The sequence below is a fragment of the Amycolatopsis sp. lyj-346 genome (assembly GCF_046548975.1).
Classification (GTDB): Bacteria; Actinomycetota; Actinomycetes; order Mycobacteriales; family Pseudonocardiaceae; genus Amycolatopsis.
This window is the reverse complement of the sequence record NZ_JAJPWT010000002.1, coordinates 338277-352981: the sequence shown is the minus strand read 5'-3', so window position 1 is coordinate 352981 and position 14705 is coordinate 338277. Positions and strand designations below refer to the sequence as shown.

At 71.5% G+C, this 14705-nt stretch carries 17 protein-coding genes; 8 read left to right on the top strand and 9 right to left on the bottom strand.

Going from position 1 to position 14705, the window contains the following annotated elements; genetic code table 11:
- The first annotated feature begins 6 nt into the window (after positions 1-6).
- From ACLJQE_RS08040 to ACLJQE_RS08025, 4 genes are all read left to right on the top strand, one after another.
- On the top strand, positions 7-975 hold the full coding sequence (locus ACLJQE_RS08040; protein ID WP_410638476.1) for a glycine betaine ABC transporter substrate-binding protein: 969 nt from the start codon (positions 7-9) through the stop codon (positions 973-975).
- 70 nt (positions 976-1045) lie between these two features.
- Complete coding sequence (locus ACLJQE_RS08035; RefSeq protein ID WP_410638474.1) at positions 1046-1237, top strand: hypothetical protein; 192 nt, start codon at positions 1046-1048, stop codon at positions 1235-1237.
- Between the two features lie 76 nt (positions 1238-1313).
- Positions 1314-1910, top strand: coding sequence for a TetR/AcrR family transcriptional regulator (locus ACLJQE_RS08030; RefSeq protein WP_410638473.1), 597 nt, complete (start codon positions 1314-1316; stop codon positions 1908-1910).
- A gap of 2 nt (positions 1911-1912) precedes the next feature.
- Positions 1913-2728: an alpha/beta fold hydrolase gene (locus ACLJQE_RS08025; protein ID WP_410638472.1), complete on the top strand. Its 816-nt coding sequence runs from the start codon at positions 1913-1915 to the stop codon at positions 2726-2728.
- Positions 2729-2739: 11 nt separating this feature from the next.
- On the opposite strand, the gene ACLJQE_RS08020 is transcribed toward ACLJQE_RS08025, so the two are convergent.
- From ACLJQE_RS08020 to ACLJQE_RS08005, 4 genes are read right to left on the bottom strand one after another with little or no spacing between them, the layout of a single operon-like run.
- Complete coding sequence (locus ACLJQE_RS08020) at positions 2740-3360, bottom strand: alpha/beta hydrolase (RefSeq protein WP_410638471.1); 621 nt, start codon at positions 3358-3360, stop codon at positions 2740-2742.
- Positions 3357-4535: an acyl-CoA dehydrogenase gene (locus ACLJQE_RS08015; protein WP_410638470.1), complete on the bottom strand. Its 1179-nt coding sequence runs from the start codon at positions 4533-4535 to the stop codon at positions 3357-3359. The genes ACLJQE_RS08020 and ACLJQE_RS08015 overlap by 4 nt, the downstream gene beginning before the upstream one ends.
- Positions 4532-5056 carry a hypothetical protein gene (locus tag ACLJQE_RS08010; RefSeq protein ID WP_410638469.1) on the bottom strand — a complete coding sequence of 175 codons (525 nt, stop codon included), beginning with the start codon at positions 5054-5056 and terminating at the stop codon, positions 4532-4534. Before ACLJQE_RS08010 ends, ACLJQE_RS08015 begins: the two co-directional genes overlap by 4 nt.
- 11 nt (positions 5057-5067) lie before the next feature.
- The gene (locus ACLJQE_RS08005) at positions 5068-6021 is read right to left on the bottom strand and encodes a ring-cleaving dioxygenase (protein WP_410638467.1); all 954 of its coding nucleotides are present in this window, start codon (positions 6019-6021) and stop codon (positions 5068-5070) included.
- Positions 6022-6177: 156 nt separating this feature from the next.
- On the opposite strand from ACLJQE_RS08005, the gene ACLJQE_RS08000 reads away from it, so the two are divergent.
- Complete coding sequence (locus ACLJQE_RS08000) at positions 6178-7164, top strand: helix-turn-helix domain-containing protein (RefSeq protein ID WP_410638466.1); 987 nt, start codon at positions 6178-6180, stop codon at positions 7162-7164.
- Positions 7165-7190: 26 nt separating this feature from the next.
- Here ACLJQE_RS08000 and ACLJQE_RS07995 read toward each other — a convergent pair whose 3' ends face one another.
- Positions 7191-7658 (bottom strand): glycogen operon protein GlgX, encoded by a 468-nt coding sequence (locus tag ACLJQE_RS07995; protein WP_410638465.1) that lies wholly within the window; start codon positions 7656-7658, stop codon positions 7191-7193.
- Positions 7659-7738: 80 nt separating this feature from the next.
- On the opposite strand from ACLJQE_RS07995, the gene ACLJQE_RS07990 reads away from it, so the two are divergent.
- On the top strand, positions 7739-8491 hold the full coding sequence (locus ACLJQE_RS07990; RefSeq protein WP_410638464.1) for a TetR family transcriptional regulator: 753 nt from the start codon (positions 7739-7741) through the stop codon (positions 8489-8491).
- Between the two features lie 45 nt (positions 8492-8536).
- On the opposite strand, the gene ACLJQE_RS07985 is transcribed toward ACLJQE_RS07990, so the two are convergent.
- Both ACLJQE_RS07985 and ACLJQE_RS07980 read right to left on the bottom strand, forming a co-directional pair.
- Positions 8537-9205, bottom strand: a complete 669-nt coding sequence (locus ACLJQE_RS07985; RefSeq protein WP_410638463.1) for an MFS transporter — start codon at positions 9203-9205, stop codon at positions 8537-8539.
- A gap of 177 nt (positions 9206-9382) precedes the next feature.
- Positions 9383-10393 carry a methyltransferase gene (locus ACLJQE_RS07980; RefSeq protein ID WP_410638462.1) on the bottom strand — a complete coding sequence of 337 codons (1011 nt, stop codon included), beginning with the start codon at positions 10391-10393 and terminating at the stop codon, positions 9383-9385.
- Between the two features lie 230 nt (positions 10394-10623).
- On the opposite strand from ACLJQE_RS07980, the gene ACLJQE_RS07975 reads away from it, so the two are divergent.
- Entirely contained in the window at positions 10624-12042 is a 1419-nt protein-coding gene (locus ACLJQE_RS07975) for a hypothetical protein (RefSeq protein ID WP_410638460.1), read from the top strand.
- 95 nt (positions 12043-12137) lie between these two features.
- Positions 12138-12623, top strand: a complete 486-nt coding sequence (locus ACLJQE_RS07970; protein ID WP_410638458.1) for a nucleoside 2-deoxyribosyltransferase domain-containing protein — start codon at positions 12138-12140, stop codon at positions 12621-12623.
- A 44-nt stretch (positions 12624-12667) separates the two neighbouring features.
- Here ACLJQE_RS07970 and ACLJQE_RS07965 read toward each other — a convergent pair whose 3' ends face one another.
- The gene (locus ACLJQE_RS07965; protein ID WP_410638457.1) at positions 12668-13450 is read right to left on the bottom strand and encodes a MerR family transcriptional regulator; all 783 of its coding nucleotides are present in this window, start codon (positions 13448-13450) and stop codon (positions 12668-12670) included.
- Positions 13451-13504: 54 nt separating this feature from the next.
- On the bottom strand, positions 13505-14692 hold the full coding sequence (locus ACLJQE_RS07960) for a serine hydrolase domain-containing protein (RefSeq protein WP_410638456.1): 1188 nt from the start codon (positions 14690-14692) through the stop codon (positions 13505-13507).
- Positions 14693-14705: the final 13 nt, after the last annotated feature.

The window sequence follows — 14705 nt, the reverse complement described above, 5'->3', positions numbered from 1 at the left end:
CGATCCATGAGGATCTCCCAGCGCGCGACGGTCGCGGCCGTCGTGCTCGCCGCGGCGCTCGCGGCCGGTTGCACGATCGGCAAGGACCAGACCGGCTCCGAGGTGGGGGCGGGCTCCATCGAGAAGATCGACGCGCTGGCCGGCGCGCAGATCCGCGTCAGCTCCAAGGAGTTCGACGAGCAGCTGCTGCTCGGCCAGATCGCACTGGTCGCGCTGCAGGCGGCCGGGGCGAGCCCGCAGGACAAGACCAACATCACCGGCTCGAGCAACGTCCGGCAGGCGCTCACCAGCGGCGCGGTCGACCTGTACTGGGAGTACACCGGCACCGCCTGGATCAGCTACCTCAAGCGGACCGAGCCGATCGCCGACGCGCAGGCGCAGTACGACGCGGTCAAACAGGCCGACGCCGCCAACGGGGTGACCTGGTGGGCCCGGTCGCCGGCCAACGACACCTACGCCCTCGCCGGCAACGCGGCGGCGATCGCCCGCACCGGGGTCAAGACGATCTCGGACTACGCGGCCCTGGTGAAGCGGGACCCGGCCGCGGCCTCGACGTGCATGGGCCCGGAGTTCAAGAGCCGCGACGACGGGTTCCCCGGCCTGGAGAAGGCCTACGGGTTCACCTTGCCCGCACCGCAGGTGCACCTGCTCAACGACGCCGTCGTCTACGCCGGCGTCGGCAAGGGGGACACCTGCGGCTTCGGGTCGGTCGCCTCCACCGACGGGCGCGTGGCGGGGCAGAACCTGACCGTGCTGGAGGACGACAAGCACTTCTTCCCGACGTACAACCCCGCCATCGCGATCGCCACCGGCGTCGCGCAGAAGTACCCGCAGCTGGAGCAGGTGTTCACCCCGATCGCCGCGAAGCTCGACACGGCCACGCTCACGGACCTGAACAAGAAGGTCAGCGTGGACGGCCGGAAGCCCGGCGTCGTGGCCCGCGACTGGCTCAAGTCGGCCGGGTTCATCAGCTGAGCCGTCCGCATCAGCGCCGGATCACGTAGTGTCCTACCGCCCGCCACAGCCTCTTCGAACAGGAGTCGAGATGCAGTACGCGAACGAAGAACAACCGGAGCCGCGGCAAGTGAAGGTCCTCGACCGTGAAGACATCGGTCTGGTTGTCGACGAAGGCAAAAGCTTCGGCTCCGGCAACGCGCACGTCTACTGTGTCGGCGTCCATTTTCCGGCCACCGGGGAAGTGAAGTTCTACGACAAGAGCAAGGTCACGACGGTTTGACGCGGTGACAAATTCGTGCTCCGCGGGTAGCCTGTGAACGAATGAACGATCTGTTCGCAGAGTTTCAGGAGGCGGCTTGCCACCCGCGTTCACGGCCGGGGAGCGCGCCCGGATCACCGAAGGGCTCCTGGAGACGGGATACCGGCTGTTCACCACCCAGGGCCTGCGCAAGACCGCCCTCGACGACCTGGCCGCCCCGGTGGGGATCGCCAAGAGCAGCTTCTACGCCTTCTTCGCCTCCAAGGAGGCGCTGTACCTGGAGCTGATGCTGCGTCAGGCGCCCCGGCTGCACAGCCGGTTGTCCGCGGTGCTGGAACAGGCCGAAGACACCCGGGCGGCGCTGCGCGGTTTCCTGCGGGCCACCGTGCAGATCCTGGAGGACGACCCGCTCTACCACCGGCTGATCACGCATCCGGAGGAGATGCGGGCCGTGGCCGGGCGCGTCGGGCCGGCGGATGCGGCGCGGGCCCGGGAGGTGCTGCCGCTGCCGGAGTTCCTGGCCGCCGCCCGGGCCAAGGGGCAGCTGGTCGACGCCGGCACCGACGAGCTGCTCGGCGTGCTCCAAGCGGTCTTGCTCCTCCCGATGCACCGCGACGACATCGGTGAGGACCGCTATCCCGGCGTGCTCGACCGGCTCATCGACATCGTCGCCACCGGACTGACCACGGAGTGACTGTGCACGAAGGTGTCTTCACCGGTGGCGCGGCCTATCGGGAATTCGGCACGGGGGACCCGCTCGTCGTGTTCCGCACGGTGCTGCCGGACTCGGCCAATCCCTCGGGCGCGGCACGCTGGGCGGAGGTGCGCTCCCTGAAGGCCTTGGCCGCGCGGTTCACCGTGCTGGTCGTCGGCCGCCGTCCCGGGCTCGAACCCGGCGTCACCATGGCCGAGCTCGCCGCCCACCACGCCGAGGAGCTGCGTGAACGGTTCGACGGCCCGGTGGACGTGCTCGGCGTTTCGACCGCGGGCTGCCTCGCCCAGCAGTTCGCCGCCGACCACCCCGGACTGGTCCGCCGGCTCGTGGTCGGTGCCGCCGGGTCGAGACTCGGACCGGACGGCCGGCGCATCCAGCACGCGTACGCGGACCTGCTGGCCGCCGGCCGGTACCGGGCGGCGGCCGCGGCGCTCGCGCCGGGGATCGCGGATGCGCGTGCCGGCCGTGCTCTGCTGGCCGGCGTGCTGCGAGCGACCGCCGCCCGCCCGGCGGACCCCCGCGGAATGGTGGCCCTGCTGCGGGCCGAGGACGCGTTCGCCATCGAGGACCGGCTCGATGAGATCACCGCACCCACCCTGGTCATCGCCGGCACGCGGGACGCCTTCTACCCGCCGGAGCTCGCCGGAAGGGTGGCCGAAGGTGTGCGTGACGGCAGGCTGAAGCTCTACGAGGGACGCAGGCACCACACGGTGATGACCGACCGCCGGTTCAGCCGGGACGTCATCGCCTTCCTCGGCCCGCGCGGCGTACCGTCCGAAGTGGACAATGACGGGTAGTTCAGCGGCGGCTACGGCGCCTCGGCGACGGCCGCCGCGTTGAGCAGCCGGGTGGCCGTCGCGCAGGCTTCGTCGGTGATGATGTGGTCGGTGCCCGGGTCGATGCGCAGGTCCACCTCCGCTCCGGCCTGCCGCAACAGTGCGGCCGTCTCTTCGACCCGGTGCCGGGGGCCCCACGGGTCGTCCTCGATGCTCCGCAGCACCACGGGAACTCCGCACAGGCCCTGTCCGGCCGGCACCGGCGGCGCCGTGCCGAGGTAGCCGCCGGTGAACAGGACGAGTCCGGCCACCGGCCGCGGGGCGCTCAGCACCAGGTGCGACAGCAGGCAGGCGCCCTGCGAAAAGCCCCACACCCGGTCGAAACCGGCTCCGGCGAGCCGGTCGAGGGACGCTTCCAGCACCCGCACCGACCGGTCCAGCGCCGGCTGGTTGCGCTCGACCGGTTCCAGGAACGACAGGGGGTACCACGTGTTGCCCTCGGCTTCGGGCGCGAAGAACCGCACTGACGCCGTGTCGAGCCGGGAAGCTGTCGCCTGCATGAAGGCCGGGTCCTGGCCGCGGCCGTGCACGGCGAGCACGGCCAGTGCGGCCCGGTCCGCCGGAGCGCCCCACTCGGCGAGGACCGGGGTCACGGCGTCTCCTGCAGGTCGAGGAACACCCACCGCGCACCGGGTGCCAGGCCGCTGAGCAGCTTGCCGCAGTTCTGCAGCACGACCGGGCTGGAGGTGATGTGCTGGGTGCCGGCGTGCAGGTCGCGGAAGAACCGCTGGAGGACACCGTGGCGCAAGGCCGCCGTCGCCGCCCACTTGTAGACGGTCTGGCCCACCGCGTGCACCGACCACGTGGTGTTGTTGAGCATCAGCCGCGTCAGCGTCTCCTGGCCGGTGCTCAGGGGCTCGCCGCGGTCCAGGGTGGCCTCGTTGTCCGCCCAGACCTCCGTCGCCCACGCCCGCGCCGCGCGCAGTTTCGCCTCGGCCTGGGCGTATTCGGCGTAGAACTGCTGCGTGTCCACCGACGCGCCCGGGCTGCCGGTCTTCTCGGCCGCCAGCAGTTTCAGCTCGTCGAGCAGCCGGCGGCCGACCCCGAGCGCCCACCCGGTGTGGCAGACGCCCGCCATGTTCGCCAGCCCCATGCGGTAGATGGCGCCGCCGTGCCGGACGTCGGTGGTCGCGATGCCGTACACGTGGCTCTCCGGCACGAAGACGTCCTCGCACACGTAGTCGTGGCTGCTGGTCGCCCGCAGGCCCAGCACGTCCCAGTTGTCGATCACGGTGGCCTGCTCCTTGGGCAGCGTGAAGACCAGCGCCTCGCCGGTCTCCGCGCAGAGCGCGGCGGTGTGGATGTGGGTCGCCATCGAGATCCCGGACGCGAAGTGCCAGTGCCCGCTGATGCGGTAGCCGCCGTCGGCCCGCACGGCCGTGCCGAGTTTGGTGCCCTGGCCGGCGATGAGCGCGTGGTCGCCGTGGCCGGCGTCCGGGTAGAGGTCCGCGGCGGCTTCGGGGCCGAGGTAGGCGGCCGTCGTGCCGGTGACCATCTGCACGGCCATGAACGCCCAGCCGACCGAAGCGTCCGCGGAGGACAGTTTGGCGATCGTGTCGATCACCTGGCGTGGCGAGAACTCGTAGCCACCGAGCTCGCGGGGGATGCCGATCTTGAACGCGCCGGTGCCCTGCAGGGCCTTGGCGGGCTCGTCGGGCACGCGGCCGAGTACCTCGCCCTGGTCGGCGGTCTCCTCGATGACCGGCGTGATCGCGTCGAGCCGGGCCATGACCGCGTCGAATTCGGCGCTGACGTGCAGGTGGTTCACGATGTCCGTCCTCGGGTGCTCAGCGTGGCCAGGATCCAGTCGATGACGGGTTTCACGGTCTCGTCCGAGTTCGCCTCGAAGATCAGCCCGTGCCCGTTGCCGGTGATGCCGAAGTCCGGCAGGTGCAGCGGCCGGGCGTGCGCCCCGGCACCGGCCAGGAACTCGACGACCTGCGGGGCGAACCCGGCGAACGCCGACGCCCCGCCGGTCACCACCGCGACCGGCTTGCCCGCCGGCGCCGGGATGCGCCGCCCGGTGACCTCGGCCGGGTCGCGGGCCGGCGGGTCGCAGGTGATCGCCGCGCTGGTGAGGCCCCAGGTCAGCGTGCCGAGTCCGGGGAACCGCGCGAACGCCGGCCCCATCGGCTCGATCGCGGTGTCGCCCGGCGGCGCTTCCCACTGCACGAACAACGGCGCCCGTTGCACGGTTCCGTGTTCCGTGCGCACCCGCTCGCCGGGTACCCAGAACTGTCCACGCCGGACGGTGATCTCGTGCCCGCCGGCCACGTGCGGTGCGCTCATGTGCGCCGCCTTCAGAGGTCGATCGGTTCCAGCAGGCCCAGGATTTCGTCGCGGCGGTGTTCGAACTGTTCCGGCAGCTGGAAGCGGGTGCCGAGTTCGTGCGGTGACTCGTCGCAGGTCCAGCCGCCGTCGGCGTGGGTGACGGCGAGCTCGAACAGCGCGCCGCTCGGGGTGCGGACGTAGACGCTCTTGAAGTACTTGCGGTCCTTGAGCTCGGAGATGTCGGTGTAGCCGCGCCCTTCGATCGCGAACTTCAGCGCGTCCTGGTTCTCCAGGGTGGCGGCGTTCCACGCGAAGTGGTGGTAGGTGCCGGCGCCGTAGCTCCAGGTGCCCTGGTCGTCGGTGCGGTTGACGGTGATCTCGAGGTGGTTGCCGTGCTTGGCGTCGCCGATCTGCAGCCCGATGACGTCGCCCTCCTCGGCGAGGTCGTCCCGGGCGAAGAACGACTCGCCGGCGAACTCGACCATGCGGTCGGGCGTGGCCATGTGCACGCCGATGCCGTGGATGCCGTGGATCGCGTGTTCTTGCGGCACGCCGTGGCCGGGATGGCCGACCCGGTCGTCACCGCTGTTGCCGACGAACAGGTACTCGATGCCCGACGGGTGCCGGAACGCGAGCCGGCGCTTGCCGAACCGCTCGACGTCGGCGACCTCGACGCCGTGCCCGGTCAGCCTGCCGTGCCAGAAGCCCAGCGAGTCCTCCGGGACCGACAGCAGGACCTCGCGAGCCTGGTTGGTGCCGCGCTTGCCGTAGAACCCGGCCTGCGCCCACGGGAAGGTCGTGACGACGCTCGACGGGTCGCCCGCGGCGTTGGAGTAGTACAGGTGGTAGACCGGCAGGGAGCCGTCGAACAGGACGGTGCGCTTGATGAAGCGCAGGCCGAGGATCTTGACGTGGAAATCGACGTCTTCCTGGGCGTCCGCCACGGAAAGCGTCACGTGGTGCGAACCTTGCACGTAGGTCATGGATGGCTCCTCTGCACTGGGACGTCCGCCGGGGCGAACTGTAGGAACGCGGCGGGCCGGTGGGTGGCGCGAGAGCGCACGGCGATGTCGGACCAGCGCACTGGTCCGCGGCGGAGCGGCTGGGTACCGTGGGCTGACCGACCGTGGAGTGCGACGATGACGTCATTCACCGCGCTACCGGCGCAGTTCACCGGCGTGGCGCCGCGACCGATCACGTTCACGTCGTGGGCGGACGCCGTCCGGCGCAGTGTGCTGAGCTTCGAGTTCGACTGCGACCGGCCGGAGGAGTTCACCGGCCGCGTCCGCGACCGGCACCTGCACGGCGTCAGCTTCGTCGACATGGCCTCCGGACGGCACGCGGCCTACCGCGACCACCGCACGATCCGGCCCGCCGACGCCGGGTTCTACGTGCTCACCCTGCAGCTCGCCGGCGAGATCCGCATCGCGCAGGACGGCCGCGTCGCCCGGCTCGAGCCGGGCCTGTTCGCCTTGTACGACTCGGGCAAACCGGCGACCTTGACCGTGGGTGACGGCTACCGCTCCACCTGCATCCGGTTCCCCAAGACCGCGATCACGCCCCGGCCGGACGATCCGCTGGCCGAGATCACCGCGACGCCGTTCGCCTGCGCGCCGGGTCTCACCGACACCGTGTGGAGCACGGTGGTCAGCGTCAACCGCAACCTCGATGCGCTTGGCCCGCACGGACCCACCACCATCCGGTCGCTGATGACCCTCGTCGGCACGATGCTGCGCGGCGAACTCGGGCCCCACGTCCCCGCGCGACCCCCGCACGAGGAACTGCTCGAGCGGATCGTCGCCCACATCGACGATCACCTGGCCGATGCCGACCTCGGCCCCGGCCGGATCGCGGCCGCGCACTTCCTCTCGCCACGGGCACTGCACGGCCTGTTCGAGCGGACCGGCACCACGGTGTCCCGCTGCATCCGCGAGCGCCGGCTGGAACGCTGCCGGCTCGACCTGGCCGACCCGGCGCTCGCGCACGTTGCGGCCTCCGCCGTCGGGGCGCGGTGGGGTTTTCGGGGCGCGTCGCACTTCGGGCAGGTGTTCAAGCGGGAGCTGGGGTTGACGCCCGCGGAGTTTCGCCGTCAGGTGCTCGCGGGCGGATCCCTTCGCGCTCCGTGAGACGGTCGCCCCGAACCCTCCGGCGGTTACCGCTGGTGGAGGGCGGCGAGCACGGCGTCCAGGCTCGGGAGCCACCTCCGCCGGGGATCCGGCGCGACGAGCCACTCCATTCCCGGTGCGCCGCGTCGGGGATCGAGGGGCAGGGGGAGCAGGGCGCCCCACGCGAGCACCTCGACGGCCAGGGGGAGTGCCGACGGTGGGGGAATGAGCCCGTCGGTTTCCGCCAGGACCGCGACCCGCTGTCCGTGCGGCGTCGACACGACCACGGCCGGACCCGGGCAACCGATGGCGGCGAGCCGCGCCAGCACCGGCGCCGCGCTCAGCTTGGGCAGCGTCGCGGCGCAGATGCCGTTCTCGAGCGACAGGAACGGCCGGCTTCCGCGCCACTGCACCGACCAGCCGAAGAGCTGCCGGTACACGGCGTCGGCCCGGTCGCGGGGCGAGTCCGGCGCCGTGAAGGACTCAGTCGGCTGCAGGTGCTGGTCCAGCGACATCGTCGGCGCCTTCCGCTCGGGGTCGGGTGCCAGGCTAGCGGCACTCAGTGCCACTAGCAAGCCACTGCTACGTTCCCGTCATGACCGATGCACCGCGCCGCGTGCCCGCCACCAGGGCCGGAGCGACCCCCGCGGGCCGGCGGCGGCTGCGGCGCGCGCTCGCCGCCGCGGCCGTGGAGCTGTTCGCGGCGAACGGCTACGAGGCCACGACGGTGGACGAGATCGCGGCCGCGGCAGGCGTCGGCCGCCGCACGTTCTTCCGCTACTTCGAAACCAAGGACGACGTGCTCTTCGCCAACCACGACGAAATCGTGGCGGAGATGGAAGAGGTGTTCGCGGCCGCGGACCCGGGGCGCGATCCGGTCGAGGTGGCGTGTGCCGCGGTCGGGCTGGTCCTGGATTCCTACGCCGGCGACCTCGACGTGTCGCTCAAGCGCTTCGCCTTGACCCGTGCCGTGCCTTCCCTGCGTGACAAGGAAGTCGCGACGGTCGATCGGTACCAGCGCGTCCTCGCGCGTTACCTGCAGGCGCGGTTCGAGGACCAGGGCGGCGAGGCGGCGAGCCTGCGGGCGGCCGTCATCGCCGCGGCGATCGCCGCGGCCAACAACCACGTCCTCCGGCGCTGGTTGCGCAGCGGCGGAAAGGGTGACATCAAGACGGCCGCGGCCGAGGCCTTCGCGCTGGTCGCCGACGCCTTCCGGACGCGGACCGACGCCGCGGGCGGCGACGTGGCCACGGTGGTCGCCGTGATGACCACGGCGACTCCGCTGCAGCAAGTCCTCGCCGAAGTCCGGGCCGCGCTCGGCGAAGGCGGTGAGCGGCCCGCTTCCTGACGTCTTTGGCACTGAGTGCCATTGTGCTGGTGGGGAAGCCCCCGATCACGGGCCCCCGGTGAACCCGGCGGGCGGGTACGGCACGCCGTGGGGCGGAACCCGGCGGTTGGCCGCGGTGAGCTTGACGAGGCCGAGGACCGCGCTGACGATGAGCGCGACGAGCAGGAACGGGATCGCGGCCAACTGGCTCACCCGGAACCCCAGCGCGTCGGAGATCAGCCGGCCGACGACCGGCGCGAGCAGCAGGGCGAGCGCGCCGGACGCGGCGGCCACACCCGCGACGACGCCGCGTCCTGCGCGGAGTTTCAGGATCAGCGCGACGGCCGCACCGGCGGCCGCGCCCGTGCCCAGCCCGGACAGGGCGCGCCCGGCCAGCAGGAGCCCGCTGCCCGGGGTGAAGGCGGTCAGCAGGACGCCGAGGAACAGGAAGCCGATCGCGGGGACGGTCACGGCCGTGGGAAAGCGGGCGCCGAGCAGGAGTCCGACGGGCACGGCGAGTGCCGTCGCGACCAGGTAGGGGAGCAGCACGATCAGCAGCACGCTCTGGCCGGACAAGCCGAGGTCGAGCTGGAGGGCCGACCTGCCGTCGAACCGGTGGACCACGGTCAGCATGAACAACCCGACCAGGGCGGCGAACCCGGGCCCGAACACCTGCCACCAGACAGGCTCGACGACCGGACGAGTGACATGCGGCGGCGGAGGCGTCACGTGCATGGAGCTCACCGTATAGCGTCGCGGCCCGGCATCCACGGCGTTGCCCGAAGTGTCCGGAAAGTCGTCGAGCGAGGGGCAGCTCCCCTCAACTGTATAACGACCTATACGGTGGGCGAATACAAGATCCACATCCGCGGTGTCCGGCTTCTCCTTCAAAAACCGCACAGAGACCAGGGGTCAGGACTCGGCTGCGACCGTGAACTCCAGGGCCCAGCGGCCGGTCGTCACCGGGGCCGCGCCGCGGAAGGCGAGGCCGCATCCGGTGGCCAGTTCGGTCAGCTCCTCGACGGTTCTTTCCTTGCTGCCGAAGCACATCAGCATGAACAGGTCGATCGCGGTGTCGGCCCCGTGTCCGCGGACCGGCTCGATCAGCACGATGGCGGCGTCCGGCGCGGCGGCGCGGCGGCAGCCGGCCAGGATCCGGCGGGCGTGCTCGTCGTCCCAGTCGTGCAGGATGTCGGAGAGCAGGTACGCGTCGGCTCCCGCGGGCAGCGGGTCGAAGAAGCTGCCGGCCACGGCGCTCGCCCGATCGTCGAGCCCGGCGGCCTTCAGCCGTCCGCCGGCGGCCGCGGCCGCCGGCGGCAGGTCGAGGATCCGGCCGCGGACGCCCGGGTGGGCCCGCAGGATCTCGATGAGCAACGGCCCGTCACCGCCACCCACGTCGACGATGTCGGGGAACCGGCTCCAGTCGAAGTTCCGGGCGATCAGCGGCGCCTGTTCGCGGAACCGCCAATTCATCTGGGCGTCGAACGTAGTCCGCAATTTCGGCTCGGCATCGAGGTCGGTCCAGAAATCGCGGCCGTACCGGCGCGGATAGGCCGGGGCGCCGTCGGTCATCACGTCGAGGAGCTCGACGAAGGCGAGTTCGGCCCGGCCCCCGGCGCAGGTGATGTCGAGCAGTGGTTTGGCGCCCTCGGGCGCGTCTTTCCGCAGTTGCGCGCCGAGTTCCGTCGGCCGGTAGCGGCCGTCTTCGGCGGTCAGCTCGAAAACCTCCACGGCGACCAGGTGGTCGAGCAGCCGACGCAGGGCCGCCGCCGACGTTCCGCTCCGCGACGCGAGCTGATCCGCTGTCGCCCCTTCGGTTCCGGCGTGTTCGGCCAGTCCGAGCGTCGCGGCCACGCGCACGGCCATCGGGGTGGCCAGATCGGCCAGGGGCATGATCGACCGCTTCGCCTTCGGTTGGTCCATTTCGCCAGGCTAGCAAGGGGGTTCAGTGGTACGGACCGGTTCGTATGCCCGGGCAGGTCATCGTCCCGGCGTTCATGGGTTTCCGGCGCGGCGATCAACTGCGGGGGTTCGTGGGTAACGCCTGAACCGGCTTTCCGGTTGCCTCCGCCGGGGCCCGGAATGTTCCGAGCTGCCGGAGCCGCCGGTGCCGGTCCTAGGTTGGAGAGGATCGTCAGAACAGGGGGAATTGCATGACCACGGGTAGATTCGCCCGGTCGGCACGCGCTGCCTGCGCGCTGACCGCGGCACTCACCATCACCGGCGCTGCGTTCGCGACGCCCGCGTCCGCGGACACCGGGCCGAACCTCAAGATCGCGGCCACCGTCGAACAGGGGCGCTGGCTGCCGGGGGACGCCGTTCCGGTCGAGGTGACCGTCACCAACATCGGTGACGCGACGGCGGCCGGGGTGCACGGCGCCGCCTACACGCAGTCCGGGCCGTTCTTCTCCGTCCCGTCGGGGCCTTGGGGTGACCTGGAGTTCCAGGGCCCGGGCGGGAGCTTCGAGCCGGGGGAGAGCCGGACCTACCACCTGCGCGGCAGTGTCAGCACTCTCGACCAGGGCAACCCGGTCGTGGAGTTCACCGCGTACGGGGAATCGGAGGCCGACTACTCCGACAACTCGACGCTGGTCACCGTGCCCTTGCTGCCGAAGGAGACCACCGACCGCATCGCCGGGCACCTCTACGGCGACCGCGACCGCGACGGCAAGCCGTCCCCGGGCGAGGAGAACCTCGCCGGCGCCGAGGCCCACTTGAGCGCCAACGGCATGTCCCACGACCTAGTCGCGGTCACCGACGCCGCCGGCTTGTTCGCGTTCGACGCGCTTCCGGTGTCGTCGAGCTACCACCTGCACTTCGAGAAGGTGCCCGGGGGCTGGGTGACGCCGCCGTCGTCGCCGCCGTTGCGGCTGGACGGCAGCGGTGCGAACACCGCACTGGAGATCGCGACGATCCGGCCGCTGACCGACGTCCTGACCGAGACCATCACCCTCGACAAGCAGAGCTACGCCGTCGGGGAAACCGGTACGGCGACGGTGACTCTCCAGAACACCGGTGCCGAGCCGTTGACCGACCTCTACGCCGGCTGTGACCCGGGCGGTTTCGAGCGGGAGCTGGAAGTGCCGCACGAGCAGTGGGGTGCCTTCGACCCGTACCACCCGGCGGGCAAGCTCGCGCCGGGGGAGCGGCTCGTGCTGAAGGTCTCCGGGAAGGTGCCGGAGCGGGCCGGCCACTTCGGCCGCACCGGTCTCGGTTGCTACATCGACGACGGCAAGACCTACGGCTCCGGCCCGTACACCTACGCCGAGGCGAAGGTGCCCGGCAGGAAGGCCGATGCCAAGGGCCGCGCCTGGATCGACAAGAACGGCAACGGGCAGCCGGACAGCGACGAAGGCCTGGCGAAGACGACCGTGGCGCTGACCGAGAACGGCCGTGTCGTCGCCTTGGCCCGGACCGACGCCGCGGGCTACGCGACCTTCGCCGATGCCCCGGTGGGGCGCTACCGGCTGCGTCCGGTCGGGCCGTGGAAGACGGTCGGCGACGCCGACGTCGATGTCACGGTCCCGCCCTACGGCCTCGGCGACTGGAGCGTGCAGATGGCCCGGCGCTGACGGTGCCACGCCGTCCGGGCCGGTGCCTTCGAAGCAAGGGCACCGGCTTGGCCGGCGCGTGGCACCGCAGGAGCACCAGAGCAGAGGGGGAGCGCGTGGAAGCCGACCGGTACGTCGAGGCGCCTGCCTACCACCGTCCCCGGCCCGGCGACCCGCCGTCGGTGTTCCTGGCCGGTGGCATCACCGCGGTGGCCGAGCCGTGGCACGAGCACGCGGTGCGCACGCTGCTGGGCGCGCCGCGGCCCCTGATCGTGTTCAACCCGCACCGGGCGGACTTCCCGATCCACGACCCCGGCGCGGCGTTCGAGCAGGTCAGCTGGGAGCAGCACCACCTGCGGCTGGCCGTGCTGACCCTGTTCTGGTTCCCGCGCTCGGACCCGGCGAAGACCACGCAGCCCATCGCGCTGTTCGAGCTCGGGCAGGCACTGGGGGAGGGACGGCGCATCGTCGTCGGCGCGGACCCCGGCTACCCACGCGAACGCGACGTCCACCTGCTGTGCCGGATCAACCGCCCGGGGATGCCGGTGTGGTCCACTGTGGACGACACCCTCACCGCGGCGATCGAAGCCGCACACGGTTGATCGTGGGTTCGGCGCGCAGTTGCCGGTGACGGGTCAGCCGGCTGTCATTGGTAGGGGATGGGTAGTCCCGCGGCGCGCAGTTCGGCTTCGACGAGCGCGTTCAGCCGGGCCCAGGTCGGCTGATCTTCGCGGTGGTGGTTGATCAGCCCGTATCGGGTGACGTCGTCGGATCCCGGCCGGAAGTCCGTCGGCACGGCCAGGTGCTCGCGGTTGGCCAGCAGGTTGCCGGCCAGCGCGGACGCCAGTTCGCCGATGCGGGGGTCGTCCGGTGGCCAGGACCGCGCCTCCCAGGCACGCTGGGTCAGCTCGACGAACCCGGGGTCGTCGAGCCGGTGTTCGAGCTGGGTCAGGAAGATGCCGAAGAGCTCCGGTGCCATGGCCCTGGCCAGCACCAGTGCTTCCCGTTGGCCGGCCACGTAGCCGGGATCGAAGCCGAGCTCGGTGAGCCGGTCCAGGATCGCGCGGGCGCGGCCGGGCAGCAGGAGCCGGTCGCCGTCGGTGAGCTGTCGCAGGGTGTCGCGCCGGGCGGCCAGGTCGGCGATCCGCTCGGTGAGGCGCCGTTCGACGTCGGTGAGGGTGGCGGCGAACTGCTCGGCGTCGGCGTTGAGCAGCGGCCCGACCTCGGCCAGTGGTACGCCGGCGCCGGCCAGGGTCCGGACCTGGACCAGCCGCAGCAGGTCGGCCGAGCGGTACCGGCGGTAGCCGGAGCTGTCGCGTCGTGGTTCGTCGAGCAGCCCGTGCTGGTGGTAGTGCCGCACGGTCTTCACCGTGACCCCGGCGAACGCCGCGGCCTGGCCGATCGTGACGCTGCCGGTCGAGGAAGTCATGCGACGAGTGTGCGGGTTGACCTCGGGTCAAGGTCAACCCGCTTGCCCTCGCCGTCAGCCGGTGGCCTGCCCGGTGCAGAACTCCGCCCTGAGGAGCTTGTCCAGCGCCTTCGGGTACTCCGTTGCCAGGTCGGTTTCAGCGTCCCCGCCGGTCAGCGAGGCGGTCAGGGTCGTGCGGCCGTCGGGGGTGCTGTACATCAACGCCCCGTAGCCGATGGTGCTGCCGTTGTGGCGCAGGACGGTGACGCCGCAGCCGGCGTCCGCCACGAACAGCCCGAGGCCGTAGCCGCTTTTCGGGTGCGGCGTGCGCATCTCGGCCAGCAGTCCGGCCGGCAGCAGCCTGCCGCCCATCAGCGCTGAGAAGAACGTCTGGAGATCCTGGGTGGTCGAGATCATGTCACCGGCACCGAACAGCAGCGACGGGTTCTGGCGGGTGACGTCGACCGTCGGCCACTGGCCGGCGTTCTGGTAGTGGTAGTAGCCATGGGCGTGCGGCCCGGGGATCTCCGGCGACGTGCCCGGCACCACGGTGCCGCGCAGCTTGAGCGGGTCGAGGAGCCGCCGCCGCACCTCCTCCGCGTAGGAGTGGCCGGTGACGTGCTCGATCAGCAGTGCGGCCAGCGTGTAGTTGGTGTTGGAGTAGTTCCAGTCCGTGCCCGGCGTGAACAGCGCCGGCCTGGCCAGCGAGAACCTCGCCAGCTCGCCGGGCCGGTAGGTGCGGAACCGGTTGTCCACCCATTCCTGGCCCGTCGAGGGGAGCCCCGGCAGGGTCGTGCCGTCGTAGTGGTCACCGGTGTGGCTGAACACCCCGCTGGTGTGCTGCAGCAGCATCCGCACCGTGATCCGCCGGTCCAGCCCGAACCCTGGCAAGTAGCCGGCGGCCGGCGCGTCCAGCCCGACCTTGCCCTCGGCCACCAGCTGCAGCACCACGGTCGCGACGAAGGTCTTGGTGTTGCTGCCGATCCGGAACCGCCCGTTCGCCGGCGGCTTCGCGGTCCCGCCCAGCTCGCGCACCCCGGCGCTGCCCACCCACTCACCCCGCTCGTCGTCCACCCGCACCTGCATCCCGAGGAAACCGGCGTCGACGAATCCCTGCACGGCCTCCCGCAGCTCCGGGCGATCCGGCCCGGCCTCCGCCGTGGCCGGGACGGCCACCCCGCCCAGCGCGACAGCCAGCGCAGTGACCGCCACCCGCCGGAAGATCCTCGGCACCCTTTTCCGGAACCCGATGTTGTTCGTCATGCGGCCAGGCTCC

Coding starts and splice junctions, on each gene's coding strand:
- ACLJQE_RS08010 (WP_410638469.1), bottom strand. CDS start 5,056: ATGAGCGCACCGCACGTGGCCGGCGGGCACGAGATCACCGTCCGGCGT.
- ACLJQE_RS07980 (WP_410638462.1), bottom strand. CDS start 10,393: ATGGACCAACCGAAGGCGAAGCGGTCGATCATGCCCCTGGCCGATCTG.
- ACLJQE_RS08035 (WP_410638474.1), top strand. CDS start 1,046: ATGCAGTACGCGAACGAAGAACAACCGGAGCCGCGGCAAGTGAAGGTC.
- ACLJQE_RS08000 (WP_410638466.1), top strand. CDS start 6,178: ATGACGTCATTCACCGCGCTACCGGCGCAGTTCACCGGCGTGGCGCCG.
- ACLJQE_RS07985 (WP_410638463.1), bottom strand. CDS start 9,205: ATGCACGTGACGCCTCCGCCGCCGCATGTCACTCGTCCGGTCGTCGAG.
- ACLJQE_RS07975 (WP_410638460.1), top strand. CDS start 10,624: ATGACCACGGGTAGATTCGCCCGGTCGGCACGCGCTGCCTGCGCGCTG.
- ACLJQE_RS08005 (WP_410638467.1), bottom strand. CDS start 6,021: ATGACCTACGTGCAAGGTTCGCACCACGTGACGCTTTCCGTGGCGGAC.
- ACLJQE_RS07960 (WP_410638456.1), bottom strand. CDS start 14,692: ATGACGAACAACATCGGGTTCCGGAAAAGGGTGCCGAGGATCTTCCGG.
- ACLJQE_RS07990 (WP_410638464.1), top strand. CDS start 7,739: ATGACCGATGCACCGCGCCGCGTGCCCGCCACCAGGGCCGGAGCGACC.
- ACLJQE_RS07965 (WP_410638457.1), bottom strand. CDS start 13,450: ATGACTTCCTCGACCGGCAGCGTCACGATCGGCCAGGCCGCGGCGTTC.
- ACLJQE_RS07995 (WP_410638465.1), bottom strand. CDS start 7,658: ATGTCGCTGGACCAGCACCTGCAGCCGACTGAGTCCTTCACGGCGCCG.
- ACLJQE_RS08040 (WP_410638476.1), top strand. CDS start 7: ATGAGGATCTCCCAGCGCGCGACGGTCGCGGCCGTCGTGCTCGCCGCG.